The following is a 19,772-nucleotide window of genomic DNA, read 5'->3' as shown; positions in this document are numbered from 1 at the left end:
GAGGATATATTCATGAAGAAATGGAATCTTTTAGTATTGACGCTTGTACTATCAATAGTACTTGCTGCTTGTGGCGGTTCAGGCGAAGAGGAATCTGCGGATGAAGAAGGCTCAAGCGACAATGGCAATCTGGGTGAAGAAGAACTTACTTTATCTTATGTAGAGTGGGATTCTGAAATTGCTTCTACCCATGTAATGCAGAAAGTATTGCAGGATGAAGGCTATAACGTAGAAATCACGCCTCTGGATAACGCTGTAATGTGGCAGTCAGTCGCTACCGATGAAGCAGATGCTTCCGTAAGTGCATGGCTACCGCTTACACATGGCGATCTGTATGACGAGTATGAAGACCAGATTGAGGATTTAGGTGCTAACCTTGAAGGTGCGGCCATCGGTCTGGTAGTACCTAAAGACTTCCCAGCTGAGTCCATTGCAGACCTGGGTGATCAGGCCGATCAGACGATTACTGGCATCGAACCGGGTGCAGGTGTCGTGCAAGCATCCGAGAGAGCTTTGGAAGATTACGATAACTTGAGTGATTGGGAAGTTCAGACATCTTCTTCAGGTGCAATGGCTACCGAACTTGGCCAAGCAGTCGAAAATGACGAAGAAATCGTAGTGACAGGGTGGTCACCACACTGGAAATTCCAGAAATACGACCTTAAATACCTCGAAGACCCTGAAGGCACATTCGGCGAAGCGGAAGACATCGTTACCATCGCAAGCCAAGAGCTCGAAGATAAAAGCCCACATGCCTATGAAGTCCTTGATAACTTCAATTGGACAACAGAAGACATGGAATCAGTAATGCTTGATATAGAAGAGGGCACTTCTCCTGAAGACGCTGCGGCGAATTGGGTAGAAGATAACGCTGATAAAGTCTCCGAGTGGACTGAATAGTTTGACCCAGACAATAAGGCATCCAAAATTGGATGCCTATTTTTTATATTTTTGATATTTTGATATCGAGGAAAAATTGCTGGATCAACTGGCAGCCATTCTTCAAAATACACAGTCAATTAGTCATCAACCTCTTTTTTCGAGTAGAAAAACAGAACTGTCATTACAACTGCACTGACTACAAATAATACAATAGCCGATACGATGATATAATTTTTATCTGTAGGATCCCCGCCCACAAAAATCTTTGCTGATAGTGCCGGAAGGCTCAAAGCAATAATCAGAAATGCATAGAACCATCGGCCCATCACCACTGTTCCGAAGACGAATATACCAAGCAAGAATAACCCTGCTATCATATTGCTTTTTGATGAAAGCGTCATAAATTCATATATCGGATAACGGTCTGCCAAGTAGAGTCCACCAACTAGAAGTGCCATGTAGATTACCCCATACAATCCGCATAGGACAATTCCTACTGTACTTATTTTTTCCGTTTCTAAATCAGTAAAATGGATGAATATGAACTTAATCACCAGATAGAACAGAAACGGACCGAATAAGGTCAAGGAAACATAATAGATGAACATGGAAAGAGTATAATCAAAATCTCCTCCGATTAGACTCGGTATAGTGAACATCCCTACTAAAAAAATAAAGATCAGAAGTATTTTCCTTCTCAAGTGATTAGTCTCTGGTAATTCAATCGAAAGTGTCTTCATATAATTTTTTACAGAACCACCGGTCACGCTTTCCAGATCTTCTCCATTTTGTTCTGCCAACATCAGATGATCTCTTAACTCCTCTTCCAGATTGTCCCTATATTCATCGTCTTTACCCCGCGCCATCATTTCAATGCGGAATTTCTTTAGGAACTTCTCCGATTTTTCACTTAACATTTTCATCTCCCCCAAATAAATTAGACATCCCCTGGTTCAACTTGAACCATTTATCCTTAAAATTTCTCAATTCTTCTTTACCGCTGGTGCTGATGCTGTAGTATTTACGTTTCGGACCACCACTGTCCGATTTCACCATGCGTGTTTCAACATAACCCTTTTTGCTTAACCTCAAGAGCACAGGGTATATACTTCCCTCACTGATATCAGGAAATGCCTTTTCTTTAAGTTTCTCAGCTATTTGATACCCGTAAGTTTCATCTTCAGCAATTAAAGCAAGAATTGCACCATCCAGCAGCCCTTTCATAATCTGATCTGAAACTGACATCTTTTTCTCCCTTCAACTATCTTATAATATAATATAGTTCTATAAAAGATAGTTGTCAAATGTTAAAATATAATTGGATTTTTAAGCTTATGTCATGCATAATAATTCATTATTTTGAAAATTTTATGGTTCAGGGATATAATTATAGAATTAACAGTTTCAGACTTTAAAACCATAACTAACATATTCTAAAAATTTATATAGATGAGGACGTTTAACATGAGTGTAATTTCATTGGAAAATATTCAACCGGATGACAAGATCATAAGCGGAAAAATAAAATTGAAGGACCATCAGTTATCTTTTATAGAAACAATCGATGAGTGCCTTGAAGAAGCGAGGGAATGTAGTGCATGGCGGCCTGTCGCCATCTATGCAGACGATGTACTGGTCGGGTTTGCCATGTACGGTTTTGTGGGGGACCCAAAGGAAGCTTGGATAGACAGGATCATGATAGATTCAGCCCAACAAGGTAAAGGGTTGGGACAAAAGGCCATGATGCATTTAATCGACGTTGTTACAAAAACATATGATGTCGGGGAAATTTATCTCAGTTTTGTCGAAGGCAACGATGTCGCCAAAGAACTATATGAAAAACTCGGGTTTAAATTTACTGGCAAGCGTGACCCGCAAGGAGAGCTGATTTATAGATACGAAGTGGGTCAGCCATACAGCCAGTAAGCGCAACTCACCAGGATTGTGATTGTGAAGAAGTATGGAAGGAAGTGAATATACATGGAACAATCCAGAGTCGATTTCTTGTATTTGAATGAACAGGATATGATTGATGCGGGTGTACTCAACATGCACGAATGCATCAAGGAGATGGAGGCGGTCTTTCGTCTATTGAGTAGTGGAGACTATGTCATGGGTGGCGCCAATGATAACTCCCACGGCATGTTGATTGACTTTCCGACCAATCCAGTACATGAGAGCATGCCAAAAGACGGTCCAGATAGGAGATTCATGGCAATGCCAGCATATTTGGGTGGGGACTACAAAGTAACCGGCTGTAAGTGGTACGGTTCGAACATCGCCAATGTAGATAAAGGACTCCCACGTTCCATATTGATGATGACCTTGAATGATGCTGATACAGGGGCGCCCCTGGCCTACCAATCCGCCAATCTGCTAAGCGCCTGGAGGACCGGAGCAATTCCCGGAGTAGGTGCGAAGTATTTGGCAAATCCTGATTCTGAAATTTTCGGGGTGGTCGGGGCAGGATCAATCGGCACTTCTAGTGCAGAAGCCATATTGGATGTATGTGAGAACATAAAAACAGTCAAAATATTTGATGCCCGTGAATCTACTGCACAAACATTGAAGGATAGGCTGAGCAAAGAGTTTACCAGTCTTGATATCCAGATTATAAATACTCTTGAAGATGCCATCAAAGAAAGTGATGTCATAAATTTAGCGACAGCCGGGGATGCAAATCCCACAATTGAAAAAGAATGGATCAAGCCGGGTGCATTATTCACCGTCTCATCAAGCGGCGACTTCGATCCCGAATTTGCGATTGAGAAGATGAAACTGATCGTCGATAATTGGGCCATGTATGAAGCGACAATAGACGAAGACCATTATCCTTACTATAATCCTACAATGGGTGTAATCGGCAGACAGCTTCTGGATTGGATTGAGGAAGAAAAAATGGATTCTAGCATCATCACCAACATTGGAGATATAATCACCGGAAAAGTCGAAGGTCGGACATCTAAGGACGATATCATCCTATACGGCTTAGGCGGGCAGCCAGTCTATGATGTGGCATGGGGTTATAGAGTCTATCAGAATGCTTTGGAAAAAGGCATAGGAACAAAGTTGAACCTTTGGGATAAAGCTTATCAGGCAAGGTAACCGTATAGTATTTCCGATACTCAAATATAAAAGTCGTATCCATCATGGATACGACTTTTATTTGCTCCTTAGATATTTAAATGTTTTTCCAGTCTGCTTTTAGGCAGTCACCTGACCTTTCTTCCCTGAAGCAGTTCCTACAATCAATATGATGACCGCCAAAGCGATCAGGAGGGTGAGGGGCAGTGTCCAACCACCTGTTATATCATGCAAGGCACCAACCAGCACCGGGCCGACCGCAGCAAGTAGATAACCGAATGATTGAGCCATTCCTGACAATGTTGCAGCCTCTTTACCATCTTTCGTCCTCAGAGTGAAGAACATCATGGATAAGCTGAAGGCACTCCCTGCTGCCACTCCGATCAGGATTGCCCATAGCGGCACAAGCAATGCACTGCCTTGGAGCAATCCGGCTAAGCCGGTAATGAACAGAGCGCCCGTCATGAAACTCAACGCAACCTGATTCTTCATCTTCTCCGCTACTACTGGCACAACAAAAGTAACAGGGATGATGGCAAACTGCATCAGGAAGACCATCCAGCCGGCTGCATTGGAATCATAGCCATTCTGCTGCAGAATATCCGGCAACCAAGTGACCAATGTATAGAAAATCAACGATTGACTCCCCATGAATATCGTAATCTTCCATGCTAGCGGAGAGCGCAGTAAACTACTATCCTTATCTTTCTTGACGCCCGCTTGCCTATCTTCTTTTTCTTTAAGTTGGGGCAACCAGACCAGTAGTGATACTGCAGCCAGTATGAGCCACATGCCCAAGGAACCTTGCCACCCGAAATTTCCCATTGAGGCAAGTGGGGCACTGACTCCTGAGCCAAGCGCTCCGAACACATTCATGAAGATGGCATAGATACCCATCATCAAACCGATTTTATATGGAAACTTCACTTTTATGATGCCAGGTATCAGTACATTTCCTACTGATATTGCCAGGCCTATGAAGAAAGTGCCCAAGAAAAGAAAATTGATTCCTGAAATCGAGCGGACTGCAATTCCTGCAATAAGTATAACTAGCGATAAGGCGACAGTCCGCTCCATACCAATCCGATTGGCGATTTTAGGGGCGATCGGGGAGAGGAGGGCGAATGCCAACAGCGGTAATGTGGTGATGGCGCCGGCGACCGCATTGCTGATTGCAAGATCTTCCCTGATGAATGGGATCAGAACTCCCACCGAGGTCAGAGGCCCCCTTAAATTGGCTCCCACCAGAATAATTCCTATGACCAGCAGCCAATTACGCTTTGAACCAAATTTTGATCCATATGATCTTCCGTTCCTATCCATGCAATTATTCCTCCATCATTTCAGCGGCGTCTTTTTTCAGTGCGCCGATGTACTCTTCGACATACACTGAAGCTGCCCTTTTGTCTTTATTCTGTATTGCTGCAAATAAATCAAGATGCAGTTCTTCTTCATATTTTAATGGTGTCTTTAAATCCATCAGTGCTTCTATCGATTCCGAAATGTTTTCTAGGAGCGGTTCATATAGATCAATCAACAATTGATTATCAGAGGCCTGGACTACAGTCTGATGAAAGCGTGTATCCATTGCGACGAACTTTTTACGATCTTTATCCCGTACCGCTTGTCGGCAAGCCTCAATACATTGTTCAAGTGTTGCCAAATCTGTCTCATTCCTATGCCTGGCTGCCAATTGTGCAGCCTGCTGCTCCAGAGCCAAACGAACATCAAGCGTATCCAGTAAAGCTGATTTTTTGATGTAGCGCTTTAAAGTCGCGCTGAGCGCATTTGCAGAACGGACGACGGTGCCGCTGCCTTGCCTGGATTCAAGTAACCCTGCATGGACTAAAGCACGTATCGCTTCACGCAATGTGTTTCGACTGACATCAAACTCTTTCATCAACTCCATCTCCGGCGGTATTTTTTCATCTACTGGCCACACGCCAGACACTATCAGATCTTCCATCTGTATGGCCACTTGTTCTACCAGATGAACACGGTTCGTTTTATGTATCATATTTTTCTCCTTAAATTTGTAGGATGATTGGTATAGTGGTCATATTATCATGCCTCATAATTACTCGCAATGCGATTTATATAGCCATAATATTCAGTCAAAAAAATACCCGACATGCCTAATGAGACATGCCAGGATAAAGATTTTTCATCAATTTATTTTTTTCGTGAATGACTTAGGTATCTCCGACTCAAATCGCATGGTTTCTTTAGTTGTCGGATGGATGAAAGTCATCGCATGCGCATGCAATCCAATCCTGCCGATTGGATTGATTCTTGAACCGTATTTCTTATCCCCCACGATAGGGTGCCCAATGTCTTGCATATGCACGCGGATCTGGTTTTTACGCCCAGTCTCCAGATTCACCTGCAGCAATGTAAAATTGCGATTGGACTTCACTATTTTATAATGAGTGACTGCCTTTTTTCCTTCATTCGGATTTTTACTCGAGCGCATGATCAATGCCTTATTCTCAGTCAGCCATGATGTGATCGTGCCGTTCTCCTTCACTTTTCCTTCGACCAGCGCAATGTACATCCGTTCCGGCACAGCCTCTTTCCATGCATTCTGCAGCTTCTGCTGAATGTATTTGCTTTTCGCAAATATCATGATGCCGGAGGTCTCACGATCCAAACGATGAACAACAAATATCCGATTCTTGGGATTGACCTCCTTCAGGTAACTTGCCAATTGACGATACGCGGTCATCTGATTCTCTTTATCTGATGCAATAGAAAGAATCCCTGCCTCCTTTTCGATTACGACAATGTCATCATCTTCATGCAGAATCTTGATGCCTTTGATCTTTACATTCTTCGACGCTATCTTGGGAAGAATTTTAACATGATCGCCTGGCTTCAGTGCCTCGTTGAACTGCGTTGTACCTTCTCCATTGACGAAGACCTGACCATGACTCAAATGATCCTTCACTGATTTCCTGCTGCGGGAGGGCATAGCTGCAAACAAAAACTTCAGAAGCTCTGATGGTTCTTCAACAATCCATTCCAGATCTCCTTGCTTCCGATTATCTCTCCGTTTCATTATAAATCTCCTTTATTTCACCATAATTTTAAGCTATTCTCGTTTATTTCATGATTCTTCCGGGCAGAAGCCTAAAATATTTTACATCTCATACTACTATACTATCAATTTTGCATGATGTATTGTGCTTCTATCATATGATAATCATTTTTAACTTAAATTTACATTATACTTGTATATAGTCATTTATCTCTATTGAACTAAATAATTATTGTAATAATCCATAATTCATACTTTTTCGACCAATTTTAGTTTGAAAATTATAATATCCAATGTTTAAATTTATAATATTGAGGAGGATAACAATGGCAAATCAAAATACTAACGTTCCAGATAAAGGTTTCTTTGGTCATCCAAAAGGCCTATCTACACTATTCTTTACAGAGTTCTGGGAAAGATTCAGCTACTATGGCATGAAGGCCATACTGGCCTACTATATTTATTATTCTGTCACTAAAGGCGGCTTTGGACTCGATCAGAGCACAGCACTGCAGATCGTTTCCATATATGGTGCTTTAATATATATGACCGGCACCATCGGCGGCTGGGTGGCTGACAGGATCACCGGTACGCGAAACGCCTTATTCTATGGCGGGGTCCTGATTATGATCGGACATATTCTAATGGCAATACCAGGCAACTTCACGCTTCTGATGGTTGCCCTGCTGTTCATTATAATCGGGTCAGGGTTATTGAAGCCAAACATAAGTACAACAGTAGGCATGCTATATGAAAAGAATGATTCCCGCATCGATTCAGGGTTCACACTCTTCTATATGTCCATCAACATGGGCGCGCTCATCTCTCCATTGATTATAGGGTGGTTGCAGGTGAACGTTGGGTTCCATGCAGGGTTTGCTGCAGCAGCAATCGGTATGTTCATAGGGCTCGTCATCTATGTTCTCACCGGCAATAAATTCCTTGGAGACTTGGGTAAAGACGTGCCTGATCCATTGAGTAAAAGCGATAAACTCAATGCACTGAAGTATTTGACCATAGCTGCGGTAATCATTGCAGCGCTCGTCATCATTGCGTATTTGACTGATGAACTTAAAATAAGCAATTTTTCCAATGTAATCACTCTGATCGGTGTCCTATTGCCGACTATATACATTATTGTAATCTTAAAAAGTAAAAAGGTTGAAAAAAGTGAAAAGCGTAATGTATTTGCGTACATACCTCTCTTCATTGCTTCGGTCGCCTTTTGGATGATCCAGGAACAAGGTTCAACGATTCTGGCCCAATTCTCCGATAAGAAGACGGAGTTGAGCATGGCCAACTTGACTAACGGATTGATAGATTTTCATATTCCAGCTGCTTGGTTCCAATCACTGAACCCAATGTTCATCCTTATATTTGCACCGATCTTTTCATTGCTTTGGGTTAAATTGGGCAGATTCAACCCTTCAACCGTAATCAAGTTCGCCTTAGGCGTCATATTGGCGGCAGCAGCGTACCTTCTGATGATAATACCGTTGACGGGCGGACAGGAACTGATCAACCCGATATGGCTCGTCTTGAGCTTTATGCTCATCACACTCGGGGAATTGTGCATCTCACCTATCGGGCTCTCTACAACGACCAGACTTGCTCCTAAGGCATTCACTTCACAGATGATGAGCGTATGGTTCCTATCGAACGCCATGGCTCAGGGGCTCAACGCGCAGATGGTGAAAATCTACAGCATCATCAGTACAGAAGATTACTTCCTATATTCTGGCCTTACTGCTCTAGGTATCGGGGTGCTCCTAATACTTGTAAGTCCAAAACTTAAGAACTTGATGAGTGAAACTTAAATAATTCATATCAAAACAACCTATGAATATCGGACTTCTATACGGAGTCCTACTCAAAATACCCGCATGTAAAGGATGCGGGTATTTCCTTATATATAACGGCGGTCGCACTAGCGTTATGCACACTTTAATACCATTTTTAGATATCAATTAACACTGCTATTAAAGCGTTTTAAAGGGATTGGCCATAAGTAACAGCGTTATCAAATACAGTTCCATAATATGCAGATAACGCCCTTGTATCGCACAGTTTCCACTGTTGTAACCAACCCCATTCCTGTTTCAGATCGCCTAGTAACGGGTAAAATCATAGAGAGTAGAAACATCATCCAAGGAGTTGGTTTAACGATGATGAAGATTGAAGACAGTCGTTACCCGAATATTGTATATATCGAAATGGATGGCGAACTGACGCAAAATGACGTAGAAAATGCGGAAGCATTTATGGATGGTAAGTATGGGGATGATAAAAGACTCAGTGGCCTCATCTATATAAAGGATGTGGAAGGAACAGACGCAGATGCCTTCCTGAGTGGGGGTGCTGTAGACCTTAAACATTGGAAGCAATATGAAAAGTTTGCCTTCGTATCCAACCAGTCGTGGGTGGATATGGGAGCAAGCGTGGTCGATTGGCTTCCCGGCATAGAAGTTCAGCACTTCGATAAGGCTGAAATCAATAAGGCCTGGGAATGGCTACAAAAATAAAATATTAAAATCATTACTGCGTGTAATCTTGCGGATTAAGCAGATGGGAAGAGTGCCTAAATCTTCCCATCTGCTTTTTTGTTCGGGCAGAGTAGATCTGCCGACTAGATGGCAGTTACTTTATACAAGCAATATTAATGTATTTTCCCATAAAATATGTATACTGATATGAAGAATATTTAGAGGCGGAGATATAATGAAACAATTCTACAGCGATGTCTTCCAATATAGAGGCACGCATTATGATTTTGGCTACTATCAGGGCGTACAGCTCAGAGACTCCCTGATACTTCCAAATCGTGAAAAACAGTGGGGGCCTAAAAAAGATCGGCATTTCCTCATCAACCCGGAAAAATTCATATCCATCATCTCACAATTCTCGCCGGCCATCCTTGATGAAATCTATGGTCTCGCAGATGCCCTCGACACGGAGATGGAAGAAGCATTCCGGTTATTTGGCGGCTATTATCTGGAATACGTCAGGAGTGGATGCTCGATATTCACTGATAGCGACTTCATGGTCCGCAACTACGACAGCCACCCGCGTGGGTATGAAGGCCGTTATCTATTCTATGCCCCAACAGATCATGGATACGCTACAATCGGCCCATCCATGCAGATTACTGGACGTATAGATGGTATGAATGAGAAGGGGCTTGTGATGGGATACAACTTCACCCACAGTAAAAATTCAGATGATGGCTTCCTATGTAATATGATCGGCCGTCTGATATTGGAAACATGCGCAAATGTGGATGAGGCTGTCGCACTATTGAAAGAGATACCCCACCGGCAGTCGTTCAGTTATGTAGTTCTGGATCCGGAGGGCGTTTCCTATGTCATTGAAGCCTCTCCGAGAAAAGTCGTGGCCAGAAGGTCAAATGTATGTACAAACCATTTCCATCTCCTTGATGAAGAGAACCGCTACCGCCAGGAAGAAACACGCCAGCGCGAGCAGACGATACAGGAACAGCAGCAATATTCCACGAATCCCTACGAAGCTTTCAAGGTTATGAACAATCCCGAACATGGCGTATTTTCAAATAAATATGACGCCTCTGCAGGCACTATCCACACATCGGTTTATTTCCCTAAAGCATCAAAAGCATGGTTCGTCATCGGACCGGACAAAAAACCTGTCATCTTTGATTTTAAGAAATGGCTCGAAGGTACAGATGTCAACGTGAAACAGATTAAAGGTACTCTTGACTATCATCGTCCGTTCGTCAATATGGGGTTATAGAACTGTTAATTTTAAATATCGGTTTTAAAAAGCTGGAGATATGCTTGTCTCCAGCTTTTTTATGTACAATGAAAACCATCTCATAAGCTAAGGTATCAACCTGCTTAAGAGATGGTTTTTCTATTGCATATTCATATTTTCAGCTGAACTACGCCTTCAGCGCCTCAGCCACTTTGCAGTCAGTGTGTCAGCAGTAGCCATTTTCTGTGGCGTTCCTTCAAAAATCACTTCACCGCCATTCTTGCCTCCACCCGGACCAAGTTCGATTATCCAATCACTTGCCGCTATGAAATCGACATTATGCTCAATGATGATGACTGAATTCCCTTGATCCACAAGACGTTGGAAGACATCAAGCAGTTTATCGTTGTCTTGCGCATGCAGACCTAGGGAAGGTTCATCCAGAATATAGATCTGTCCTTCTCTTTTCAGATGGCTCGCCAGCTTCAGCCGCTGCACTTCTCCTCCGCTCAGGGAACTTGTGGTCTGTCCGAGGGTTAGATATTCCAAGCCGACATCCATTAAAGTACTGATGCGTTTTATCACTTTCGGCAGTTCAAAAAAGGCTTTCGCTTCCTCGATTGTAAGGTCGAGAACTTCCACGATATTCTTCCCCTTGTACGAATGTGACAATGCCTCGTCGGAATACCTTGTGCCCCCACAAGCCTCACAAGTCACCGTGACAGGGTCGGCAAACGCGACATCCGGCTTAGTGATTCCCTTGCCGTCGCAGACTGGACAGGCGCCCAGTGAATTAAAGCTGAACAATCCGGCAGGCTCGCCTGTTTCCCGCGCGAATATCGCCCGTATATCGTCCATGATCCCCATATATGTGGCCAGTGTCGAACGGCTCGAGATGCCGATCGGTGCTTGACCGACCATAATTGCTTCTGGATATTTCCCAGGAAATGCTTCCAGCATAAATGAACTCTTGCCGGAACCGGATACCCCACAGACAGAAACGAGGATATTTTTCGGGATATCGACTGTTATATCCTTCAAGTTATTCATTGATGCATGTTTGATGGAAAACGATTCTTCAGCCTGACGCGGTTGTTCATTGATTTCAACTGTACGCTGGAGCGTTGTCGCAGCGGGGGACTGCTCCAAGCCTTGTTGATCTCCCTGATAGATGACTTCTCCGCCATGCGTCCCGGCATCTGGGCCCATTTCAACAATTTCATCAGCAACCTTGATGACAGAGGTGTCATGCTCAATGACGACGACAGTATTATGTTGCGCCTTAATCTGCTCCAGCATCTGTATGAGCAATGCCACTTCCTCCGGGTGTAGACCCGCAGTAGGCTCATCAAATATATATGTGATGTTGTTCAGGCTGCTGCCTAGGTGACGCGCTATTTTTACACGTTGGGCCTCTCCACCGGAGAGCGTCTCCATCTTCCGGGAGAGACTCAGATAGCCAAGCCCCAAGTCTATAAGTTGTCTGATGGAGGGGATTGTTTGGAGGGCGATTGCAGAACCAATAGGGTCGTCGATCCTTTCAAGCTCCGTCAATAATTCCATCAGCTCGAATCCATCATAATCTGCGATGTTAGAACCATTGATCTTGCATGCCAATACTTCCGGATTCAATCCGGAGCCTTGACATGTCGGACAAGGTTGCCGGCTGGTCATCTCCAACACGTCATCCAGTGAAGTCTGGGCGAGTTTTGATACATCCCGATTGATGTACAGGCGCGTGAAGCGTGGCAGCAAGCCATCCCATTCATGAGGATGCGGTCCGTCTTTAGTGTGGAAGGGGGCGAAAACACGCTCCCCTTCAGGTGGTCCATAGATGAAGAGTTGATAGTCTTCTTCTGAAAATTCTTTGATTGGAATATCGGGATTGAACAATTCTCCTGTAATCATCCATCTACCTTGCCAGCCAGATGGCGACAGTGGCTTGAACCGTACCGCATATTCCTTCAGCGATTTATCGACGTCGACCAATTTATGGAGGTCGGGAGCGACAATTTCACCGAAACCGTTGCACGATGGGCATTTTCCGAAAGAACTTTGATTGGAGAAATCCGTTGCAGATTCAATCGGGGGATCGCCGATGCGTGAGAACAAAAGTCTGATGAGTGGGTCGACATCCATATACGTACCGACTGTCGAGCGGGAATTTCCGCTGATCGGCCGCTGTTCGACGACGACCACGGAGCTGAGTTGCTTCATCAGGTCCGCTTTCGGACGTTCGTATCGAGGCATCTGATTTCTTACATACATCGGATAATTCATTGTCATCTGCCGTCTGCTTTCCGTTGCGAGTGTATCGAAGACGACAGAACTTTTCCCTGAACCCGAAATGCCTGTGAAAACCGTAATCTTTTCCTTTTGGATGTTGAGGTCGATATTCTTCAGGTTATTCGCTCTAAGACCACGCAAAATGATTTCGTCTTTTTCATTCGACATATTACCGCCCCTTCTGCTGTTTTGCCAATAGTTGTTGCTTGCATGTATTCTAGCATATATCACTTCGGCAGCATATCGAATGAAATGGTTAGGATTCTATGGGTGATGGGATGACATCTCGTCTTCAAGTTTTACTAAATTAAGAGCAGGGTAGAGAAAAAGCAATGGAGGGATGAAGATGGATTATAGACTACTAGGAGATTCTGGTCTGAACGTGTCCAAATATGCACTCGGAACCATTCCGTTCAGCGGAACGAAAGGTTTTGAAGCCGCAGGAGACATGGATCAGAGTACCGCAGATGCGTTGGTCGACTATGCCCTGGAGCATGGCATCAACCACTTCGATACTGCGAACCTTTACGCCAAGGGTGATGCTGAAATTGTGCTCGGCAAAGCAATTCGGGATAAGCGCAAAGATATGGTGATCGCCAGCAAGACAGGTTTCCAGCTGACCGATAATCCGAATGATGTCGGCGCGACCCGCATCAATATCGAGGCATCCATCGATGAGACACTCAATAGGCTCGGCACCGACTACCTGGACCTTTATTACGTCCATGTATGGGATGGCCAGGTTTCAGTTGAAGAAACCGTTCTGGCGATGAATGACCTCATCAGAAGAGGCAAGATCAGATACTGGGGTGTGTCCAACTACAGTGGATGGGCCTTGGCCAAAACCCACACATTCGCCGTTGAAAATAATTTGATGCCACCAATTGCCCATCAGATCTATTACACGCCTGAATCCCGGGAAGCGGAGTATGAACTGCTGCCCGCAGCAAAAGAACTGGGCATCGGCAATACGATATGGTCACCGCTTGGTGAAGGTCTGTTGACCGGCAAGATTTCAAGAGATAAAAAAGCAGAACCAGGTACCCGCCAAGGTGAAGGTTGGGGGGAACCTTATGTCAAAGATGAAAAACTATTCTTTGATCTCGTCGAAATGCTTCAGGACGTGGCTTCCGGCCATAACGCCACTGTTCCGCAAGTCGTCTTGGCCTGGCTGCGGGACAGACCGAATGTCGATTCTGTAATTCTTGGTACGAGGAACAAGGCTCAGCTTGAGGAAAATATTGCGTCGTACGATTTGCAGCTGACGGATAATGAAATCGTCCAGATAAATGATCTGACGCAACCAGAGCCGATCTATCCACTATGGCACAGAGCCATGAATGCGATGGATCGGGCTTCCGATTCAGAAAAAACGTATCTTGAAGCATACAATAAGCTTATGGATCAGAAAGATAAAGAGTTATAAGATAAGATAATGGTGATGCATTCCTTTGTCGGATTGGATCGCCATTTTTCTTGCATGTCATTTTATTTTCTCCAAATCCAAAGTTAGGATAATATAATGATGTAAAACCATTTAAGGAAGGGATGTTCCCATGACAGGACTTATGAAGGATAAAGCCGGGCTCGTCACAGCAGCTGGTTCAGGCATCGGGCGTGCAAGCGCTGTTGCTTTGGCAGAAGCGGGTGCGAAAGTGATGGTATCCGATATCAGTGAAGAAGGCGGCCAGGAAACCGTCAAAATCATAAAAGACAACGGAGGCGAGGCACAATTCTTCAAATGTGATGTGAGTGATGAAACACAGGTTGAAGCACTGGTGAATGAAACCGTCTCCGCTTTCGGCAAGTTGGATTTTGCCCATAACAATGCCGGCATCAATGCAGGCCAGGTCAAAATAGGAGATATGGACGCGAAAGACTGGGATAAGACCATAAAAATAAACTTATATGGCGTCTTCTACTGCGTTAAGCACCAAGTCAATGCGATGCTGAAGACAGGTGGCGGCGCCATCGTCAATTCCGCTTCAGGAGCCGGCCTGGAAGGGTCTCCAAATATGGTTCCATACACCGCCTCTAAACACGGTGTAGTTGGACTGACGAAATCAGTCGCACTCGAATACGGCAAACAGAATATAAGGATAAACGCAATTGCTCCGGGTGCCACAATCACTCCAGCGATTGAAGGATGGGCGGAGAGTCATCCTGAACAGTATAATGGCGTGCTCGAATCCCTGCCTAGAGGTGAGATGGCGACCCCTCAGGACCAGGGCAACGCTGTTATGTTTCTATGCTCGGATTTGGCCAGACAGATCAGTGGGGTTACGATACCTGTCGATGGCGGATACACGGCCGGAAAACTGCAGCAATAGAATATGTGAAACCAAAAAAGAAGGATAGATTCGTTGATCGAATCTATCCTTCTTTAATATTGGTTTGTGTACTTTTCATAAAAGTCCTTATAGGTCATCCTTTGATTTTGAAACCGCGATAACGGTTGAGTGCACCGATGAATTCCTGCTTCCTCGGCCGCGCCAAGTTACCAGGATGACCGGAGTAGGGCGAGAGCGCATCCAGTCCATTACGTTCCATATGCTTGTAGACCTGGTCGAAGGCCTCGGATAATGTCAGAGTGTCATCCAGTACGTTGTGTCTGAGATAATCAATCATGACTGCAATACAGTTCGTCTGGCTGTCATCTACAAGCTGTTCCAGCCCTGCCAACTCAATCGGCTCCTTGCCATACATTATCGTAGTGCGCCCCTTTGCTTTCAGCCGATCATCTTTTCCGGATTTCGAGAACCCTGACTTCAGTGGAATCCTCTGGCTGATCTCGCCGAATTTCTCGTCTGACATATTTCCTTTTTTATCTGCATCTGACGCAGCAATTTCCTTTGCGGCATCCGTCACGTCTTTCAACCTGTATTCATCCATCATCAGCACCTGGTCCGCGACATCGAAATAGTCGCCGGAGCCGCCTACTATCAGTATGGTTGAGACATTTTCATCATCGTACAATGGTTTCACCTTTTCGGAAAAAGGTGTGATGGGTTCTTTATCAGGGGCAATGAGCTTCTGCATCCGGGCGTCCCGAATCATGAAGTTGGTCGCTGAAGTATCTTCATCGATCAATAGGAGGCTGGCATCTGATTCCAGTGCCTCCATCACATTCGCAGCCTGGGATGTACTGCCGCTCGCATTCTCCGTTGAAAAGGCGCGTGTATCCTTTTTCGCAGGCAGATTATTGATGAATGTACTGATGTTCACCTTCTCGATATTACGGCCATCTTCCGCTCGGATCTTCGCTGCATCACTCCGTGTAATGACCATCTCGCGGCCGTCCCCCGGAACATGATTGTAGACACCGCGTTCCAACGCTTGGAGCAGGGTGGACTTGCCGTGATAGCCACCCCCGACGATCAGGGTGATGCCTTCAGCAATCCCCATCCCTGTAACTGCATTTCCGCTCGGGAGATCGATTGTAACCTTAAGATTGTCTGGGCTTGAAAAAGGCACCGCCCCCTCTAAAGGCTTATCCGATACACCGCTATTGCGGGGCAGGATGGCACCGTTCGCCACAAATGCCACTAGATTCTTTTGATTAAGCACTTGTCGAATATGCATCTGATCGAGCACCAGACTCACCTGCTTCTCAAGTCCTTTCTGGTCAAGGTTCTGATACAGCAGGGAGTCATCTGCAATTTTAGGCAGTATACCAGTAATTATATCCGCTGCTGCCTTGCCCAGAATCCTCCGGCCTGCAGCCGGCAGACCGACTTCGAAGCGTACTTCGAGCTCATGTTCACCGATGACGACAGAAGTCCGCTCCAAAATTTCTTCACCGGGGCGGTCAATCAGGATCTTGATGTTTTTACTGTTCATTTTAGCGCCGTTTTTATGTTTTTTAATACTCTCACCAAATGCACGTGTCAGAAAATCCGCTACTGCTATGATTTTGTCCTTTGAATCGAGCAATTCGGCTGGAATTCCTGCTGTATCACGATTCATTATAATCCGCATTTTGGATGGCGGGGCGTAAGGGTCGACCTGTACGTGATCGATTGCCAACTTGAAGCGGTCGAACTGATAAGTCCCTTTCAACTGTTTATAGGTGCCGTACTTCTGTCCGTCCAGTTTGTTCAGTGCAGATTTAAGTTGTTCAGCGTTTTTCATACATATGCGCCTCCTGGAAAATATATGTCTATTGTCTATTTAATATTTTAAATAGACCTGTCGTCTGATTAGGGTTGTGCCGTTAGACGCAAGGGATATTAATACGCCAGTCCTACGCGGCTCCTTATATATCTCTCATCCTCTATCTGGCTGTATGCAAATTCCGCCGTGTCAGGAACAGAAATCATTTTACCACCTTCAGGAAGATAGTCACGTTCTGCCCGATATTGACCCGTATATTCACCATCCGGCAAGTAGGTAGGGCAGACGATCGTCCAATCAAGTTGTGAGTCTTCAAGGAGGTTGTAGACTTTATGGTGTTCCTCTGCCGCCCGTGTCGTTTTTCTTTTCGATTCGTTCGATTGATAACGCAACAACCCGGGCTCTGTCCTGCTGTTCAATATCCCACCAGTCCCGATGGTGATGAGACGTTTTAAGCCTCTTTCTTCCATCCCTTCTATAACTGAAGGGAGGCCTTCTGAGAGCGTAGTAGTGCCATCCGTACCAAGTGCACTGATCACCATGTCTTTACCGTTCATCGCATTCAGTACATCTGACCTGTTCATTACATTACCCTCGACAACTGTTAAATTCGCGCTTTCACTTTGTAATTTCTCTGCATCACGCACAAGGACTGTGACGTGGTGCGCTTCATCAAGTGCATGTTTCAATATATGGCTGCCGACCCGTCCGGTCGCACCTAATAGTAAAATGTTCATTCCAAATCTCCACCTTTTTAATGATTTGCATCAGTTTAAATTAGAACTAATCATATATCTCTTTTTCGTCTCTTCCCTAAATATACCCACTTACATTCTCTTTGATGCCTCTACCCATTTCAATTATTCATCGTTTTTTTAGTATATTATTCACTTCGATTGACCGGTTGCGTATGATTTATGACCGCTTGTACAAAAATGCCCGACAATAGTATTTTTCATTATATACTTGTATTAACAACTCAAGAACTTCACTTATCACTTTTTAATCCAGGTAAGTGCTTGGCTCAATTATAAATGCACTATGTAGTAAGGAGGACTTCCATGAAAACTGAATTGATAATCGATGCGCAATTAAATGATGNCGTCCGTGGTAATATGGGTGTAGGTCATGCGTGATCACTCCTATGATTTTCTTTGGTCGGAAAACTCATTTTGAGTGTATCACGCGTGACCCTTTTTAGGTGTCTAGCTTAATTTTACAATCGGCGTACATTAAATCCTATAGATTTTAAATATTCTTTTTTAGACATTTTTCTTTCTTTATGAAATTTATTAATCCTTGTATCTAATTGAGAATGACATTCTCTAATCGAACCCAGTTTTTCAATTGTTTTATCAGGAAAAATATCTTCTAGCAGATCGGGAATCTCATTTTCTAATATTGTACCTTTCCTATATTGCTGAAAACCTAAATTCTTAAGCTCCTGTCTATAATCCAATGAGTTAAGTTCACAGAAGGTTTTTATCTGTTGAAGTACAACTGTTTGTTCGTTCATACCCTTTATAATTTTTTCAGGATAGTCTCTCAACAATTTATCTTCAAATAATTCTTTGAATGATTTATTATAATTCAAGTCAAATTCAACCCCTATAAATATTATATCTAATGAGAATCTGCATAAATTACACCTGTTTCCTTAATGAAATAACCTACACATATGACTTATAATTGCTTTCAAAGGAGTTTAGAAAATCGAACGTTTCATAAGTTGTGATTCTGCTTGGTAGCATTCACTTTAGTTAACCTTGATTTTCAAGTTATTTACTCAATTATAATTGACACCTTACATCTCTTAAACACTGCATCAAATCACTCATTCAATTACCAGTGAATGGTAACTAAGGTTCAAAAAGTAGAATAACTTAGTGTCTATATATGTATCGATCCCTGGTTGTGAATTCTTTGTCACACACAGATACTTCCTCACAATGATATCATTTTTTAAATAAAAGCGCCCTTGATGAAATACTACTACAAAATTGTTTGTTTCGAGAATTAGAAGTTATAATTGCAAAATTATTGTTATAGTCTAACCGTTATTATTCACCTTATATTTTTCTAGGATAAAGAGACATAAATTATCGTTTTTTAAATATTTCGTTTGTCAAAATAAGCTAGACAGTTCTTTCTCACCCATGTAACCCAAAAAAACTTCCAATGGTGTACGATAGTTCAATGATTTTCTTGGGATATGATTCCTTCTGGCGGCAACCGATGAGATAAAAGCTTGGTCGACCGTGTTGAAATCCATATCTTTAGGCAGGCCACCCCTTCTGAGCAAGCCGNAGAACTCCTTGCCACAATCGAAGGTGATGGATTTGAATAGGTTTCTAGGCATCTTTTGACACCATGTATTAATGGCAGACTCAATATCCAGTGCGGTTCTGCCTTTGGGTTTTAATGTGATGATGGCTTTTGACAGACGCTCAACCAGCGTGATGACCGCACTCTTGTGACGGACACCGACAATGGTGTCGCCTTCAAGGTGGCCGAACTCTTCATTGAAAGTGGGATAGTCATCCACTCTTTCAGAGATATTACGCCTGAAGGCTTGTCTGCCCCGGCGTTCCTGATGGCCATTCGGTTTTCGCTTGCCCTGCATTGGCAGCTTGGCCGCATCAAA

Annotated in this window: 18 protein-coding genes; 8 read left to right on the top strand and 10 right to left on the bottom strand. The window is 43.8% G+C overall.

Going from position 1 to position 19,772, the window contains the following annotated elements:
• The first annotated feature begins 12 nt into the window (after positions 1–12).
• On the top strand, positions 13–900 hold the full coding sequence (locus tag ABD734_RS00735; protein ID WP_344700705.1) for a glycine betaine ABC transporter substrate-binding protein: 888 nt from the start codon (positions 13–15) through the stop codon (positions 898–900).
• 119 nt (positions 901–1,019) lie between these two features.
• Here the strand turns inward: ABD734_RS00735 and ABD734_RS00730 are convergent, their stop codons facing one another.
• On the bottom strand, positions 1,020–1,799 hold the full coding sequence (locus ABD734_RS00730) for a hypothetical protein (RefSeq protein WP_344700704.1): 780 nt from the start codon (positions 1,797–1,799) through the stop codon (positions 1,020–1,022).
• Positions 1,789–2,127 carry a PadR family transcriptional regulator gene (locus tag ABD734_RS00725; RefSeq protein WP_344700703.1) on the bottom strand — a complete coding sequence of 113 codons (339 nt, stop codon included), beginning with the start codon at positions 2,125–2,127 and terminating at the stop codon, positions 1,789–1,791. Before ABD734_RS00725 ends, ABD734_RS00730 begins: the two co-directional genes overlap by 11 nt.
• A 219-nt stretch (positions 2,128–2,346) precedes the next feature.
• Between ABD734_RS00725 and ABD734_RS00720 the strand changes: the two genes are divergently transcribed.
• Both ABD734_RS00720 and ABD734_RS00715 read left to right on the top strand, forming a co-directional pair.
• Complete coding sequence (locus tag ABD734_RS00720) at positions 2,347–2,808, top strand: GNAT family N-acetyltransferase (protein WP_344700702.1); 462 nt, start codon at positions 2,347–2,349, stop codon at positions 2,806–2,808.
• Between the two features lie 54 nt (positions 2,809–2,862).
• On the top strand, positions 2,863–3,987 hold the full coding sequence (locus tag ABD734_RS00715; protein WP_344700701.1) for a tyramine oxidase subunit B: 1,125 nt from the start codon (positions 2,863–2,865) through the stop codon (positions 3,985–3,987).
• A gap of 99 nt (positions 3,988–4,086) precedes the next feature.
• On the opposite strand, the gene ABD734_RS00710 is transcribed toward ABD734_RS00715, so the two are convergent.
• The 3 genes from ABD734_RS00710 to ABD734_RS00700 all read right to left on the bottom strand — a co-directional run bounded on the left by ABD734_RS00710 (position 4,087) and on the right by ABD734_RS00700 (position 7,024).
• Positions 4,087–5,289 carry a CynX/NimT family MFS transporter gene (locus ABD734_RS00710; protein WP_344700700.1) on the bottom strand — a complete coding sequence of 401 codons (1,203 nt, stop codon included), beginning with the start codon at positions 5,287–5,289 and terminating at the stop codon, positions 4,087–4,089.
• Between the two features lie 4 nt (positions 5,290–5,293).
• Positions 5,294–5,983, bottom strand: coding sequence for a FadR/GntR family transcriptional regulator (locus ABD734_RS00705; protein WP_344700699.1), 690 nt, complete (start codon positions 5,981–5,983; stop codon positions 5,294–5,296).
• 150 nt (positions 5,984–6,133) lie between these two features.
• A complete protein-coding gene (locus ABD734_RS00700) occupies positions 6,134–7,024 on the bottom strand; it encodes an RluA family pseudouridine synthase (protein WP_344700698.1) in 891 nt (296 codons plus the stop codon).
• A 305-nt stretch (positions 7,025–7,329) separates the two neighbouring features.
• Between ABD734_RS00700 and ABD734_RS00695 the strand changes: the two genes are divergently transcribed.
• The 3 genes from ABD734_RS00695 to ABD734_RS00685 all read left to right on the top strand — a co-directional run bounded on the left by ABD734_RS00695 (position 7,330) and on the right by ABD734_RS00685 (position 10,768).
• Positions 7,330–8,820 (top strand): peptide MFS transporter, encoded by a 1,491-nt coding sequence (locus ABD734_RS00695; RefSeq protein WP_344700697.1) that lies wholly within the window; start codon positions 7,330–7,332, stop codon positions 8,818–8,820.
• Between the two features lie 348 nt (positions 8,821–9,168).
• Positions 9,169–9,525, top strand: a complete 357-nt coding sequence (locus tag ABD734_RS00690; protein WP_344700696.1) for a SpoIIAA family protein — start codon at positions 9,169–9,171, stop codon at positions 9,523–9,525.
• 196 nt (positions 9,526–9,721) lie between these two features.
• A complete protein-coding gene (locus ABD734_RS00685) occupies positions 9,722–10,768 on the top strand; it encodes a C45 family autoproteolytic acyltransferase/hydrolase (RefSeq protein ID WP_344700695.1) in 1,047 nt (348 codons plus the stop codon).
• A gap of 156 nt (positions 10,769–10,924) precedes the next feature.
• Here the strand turns inward: ABD734_RS00685 and ABD734_RS00680 are convergent, their stop codons facing one another.
• A complete protein-coding gene (locus ABD734_RS00680; RefSeq protein ID WP_344700694.1) occupies positions 10,925–13,183 on the bottom strand; it encodes an excinuclease ABC subunit UvrA in 2,259 nt (752 codons plus the stop codon).
• Between the two features lie 178 nt (positions 13,184–13,361).
• Here ABD734_RS00680 and ABD734_RS00675 point away from each other — a divergent pair, with 178 nt between their 5' ends.
• On the top strand, positions 13,362–14,441 hold the full coding sequence (locus ABD734_RS00675; protein ID WP_344700693.1) for an aldo/keto reductase: 1,080 nt from the start codon (positions 13,362–13,364) through the stop codon (positions 14,439–14,441).
• 130 nt (positions 14,442–14,571) lie between these two features.
• A complete protein-coding gene (locus ABD734_RS00670; protein WP_344700692.1) occupies positions 14,572–15,345 on the top strand; it encodes an SDR family NAD(P)-dependent oxidoreductase in 774 nt (257 codons plus the stop codon).
• Positions 15,346–15,439: 94 nt separating this feature from the next.
• On the opposite strand, the gene ABD734_RS00665 is transcribed toward ABD734_RS00670, so the two are convergent.
• From ABD734_RS00665 to ABD734_RS00650, 4 genes are all read right to left on the bottom strand, one after another.
• On the bottom strand, positions 15,440–17,146 hold the full coding sequence (locus tag ABD734_RS00665; protein ID WP_344700691.1) for an ABC-ATPase domain-containing protein: 1,707 nt from the start codon (positions 17,144–17,146) through the stop codon (positions 15,440–15,442).
• 98 nt (positions 17,147–17,244) lie between these two features.
• The gene (locus tag ABD734_RS00660) at positions 17,245–17,865 is read right to left on the bottom strand and encodes an NAD(P)-dependent oxidoreductase (protein ID WP_344700690.1); all 621 of its coding nucleotides are present in this window, start codon (positions 17,863–17,865) and stop codon (positions 17,245–17,247) included.
• A gap of 479 nt (positions 17,866–18,344) precedes the next feature.
• Positions 18,345–18,722 (bottom strand): hypothetical protein, encoded by a 378-nt coding sequence (locus ABD734_RS00655; RefSeq protein WP_344700689.1) that lies wholly within the window; start codon positions 18,720–18,722, stop codon positions 18,345–18,347.
• A gap of 531 nt (positions 18,723–19,253) precedes the next feature.
• On the bottom strand, positions 19,254–19,772 hold a 519-nt coding region (locus ABD734_RS00650; protein ID WP_344700688.1), incomplete at its 5' end, for an IS30 family transposase.

Origin of the sequence: Salinicoccus jeotgali (assembly GCF_039538805.1) — a bacterium.
GTDB classification, from domain to species: domain Bacteria; phylum Bacillota; class Bacilli; order Staphylococcales; family Salinicoccaceae; genus Salinicoccus; species Salinicoccus jeotgali.
This window is presented reverse-complemented; position numbering and strand designations above follow the sequence as displayed.

Coding starts and splice junctions, on each gene's coding strand:
- ABD734_RS00735 (WP_344700705.1), top strand. CDS start 13: ATGAAGAAATGGAATCTTTTAGTATTGACGCTTGTACTATCAATAGTA.
- ABD734_RS00730 (WP_344700704.1), bottom strand. CDS start 1,799: ATGTTAAGTGAAAAATCGGAGAAGTTCCTAAAGAAATTCCGCATTGAA.
- ABD734_RS00725 (WP_344700703.1), bottom strand. CDS start 2,127: ATGTCAGTTTCAGATCAGATTATGAAAGGGCTGCTGGATGGTGCAATT.
- ABD734_RS00720 (WP_344700702.1), top strand. CDS start 2,347: ATGAGTGTAATTTCATTGGAAAATATTCAACCGGATGACAAGATCATA.
- ABD734_RS00715 (WP_344700701.1), top strand. CDS start 2,863: ATGGAACAATCCAGAGTCGATTTCTTGTATTTGAATGAACAGGATATG.
- ABD734_RS00710 (WP_344700700.1), bottom strand. CDS start 5,289: ATGGATAGGAACGGAAGATCATATGGATCAAAATTTGGTTCAAAGCGT.
- ABD734_RS00705 (WP_344700699.1), bottom strand. CDS start 5,983: ATGATACATAAAACGAACCGTGTTCATCTGGTAGAACAAGTGGCCATA.
- ABD734_RS00700 (WP_344700698.1), bottom strand. CDS start 7,024: ATGAAACGGAGAGATAATCGGAAGCAAGGAGATCTGGAATGGATTGTT.
- ABD734_RS00695 (WP_344700697.1), top strand. CDS start 7,330: ATGGCAAATCAAAATACTAACGTTCCAGATAAAGGTTTCTTTGGTCAT.
- ABD734_RS00690 (WP_344700696.1), top strand. CDS start 9,169: ATGATGAAGATTGAAGACAGTCGTTACCCGAATATTGTATATATCGAA.
- ABD734_RS00685 (WP_344700695.1), top strand. CDS start 9,722: ATGAAACAATTCTACAGCGATGTCTTCCAATATAGAGGCACGCATTAT.
- ABD734_RS00680 (WP_344700694.1), bottom strand. CDS start 13,183: ATGTCGAATGAAAAAGACGAAATCATTTTGCGTGGTCTTAGAGCGAAT.
- ABD734_RS00675 (WP_344700693.1), top strand. CDS start 13,362: ATGGATTATAGACTACTAGGAGATTCTGGTCTGAACGTGTCCAAATAT.
- ABD734_RS00670 (WP_344700692.1), top strand. CDS start 14,572: ATGACAGGACTTATGAAGGATAAAGCCGGGCTCGTCACAGCAGCTGGT.
- ABD734_RS00665 (WP_344700691.1), bottom strand. CDS start 17,146: ATGAAAAACGCTGAACAACTTAAATCTGCACTGAACAAACTGGACGGA.
- ABD734_RS00660 (WP_344700690.1), bottom strand. CDS start 17,865: ATGAACATTTTACTATTAGGTGCGACCGGACGGGTCGGCAGCCATATA.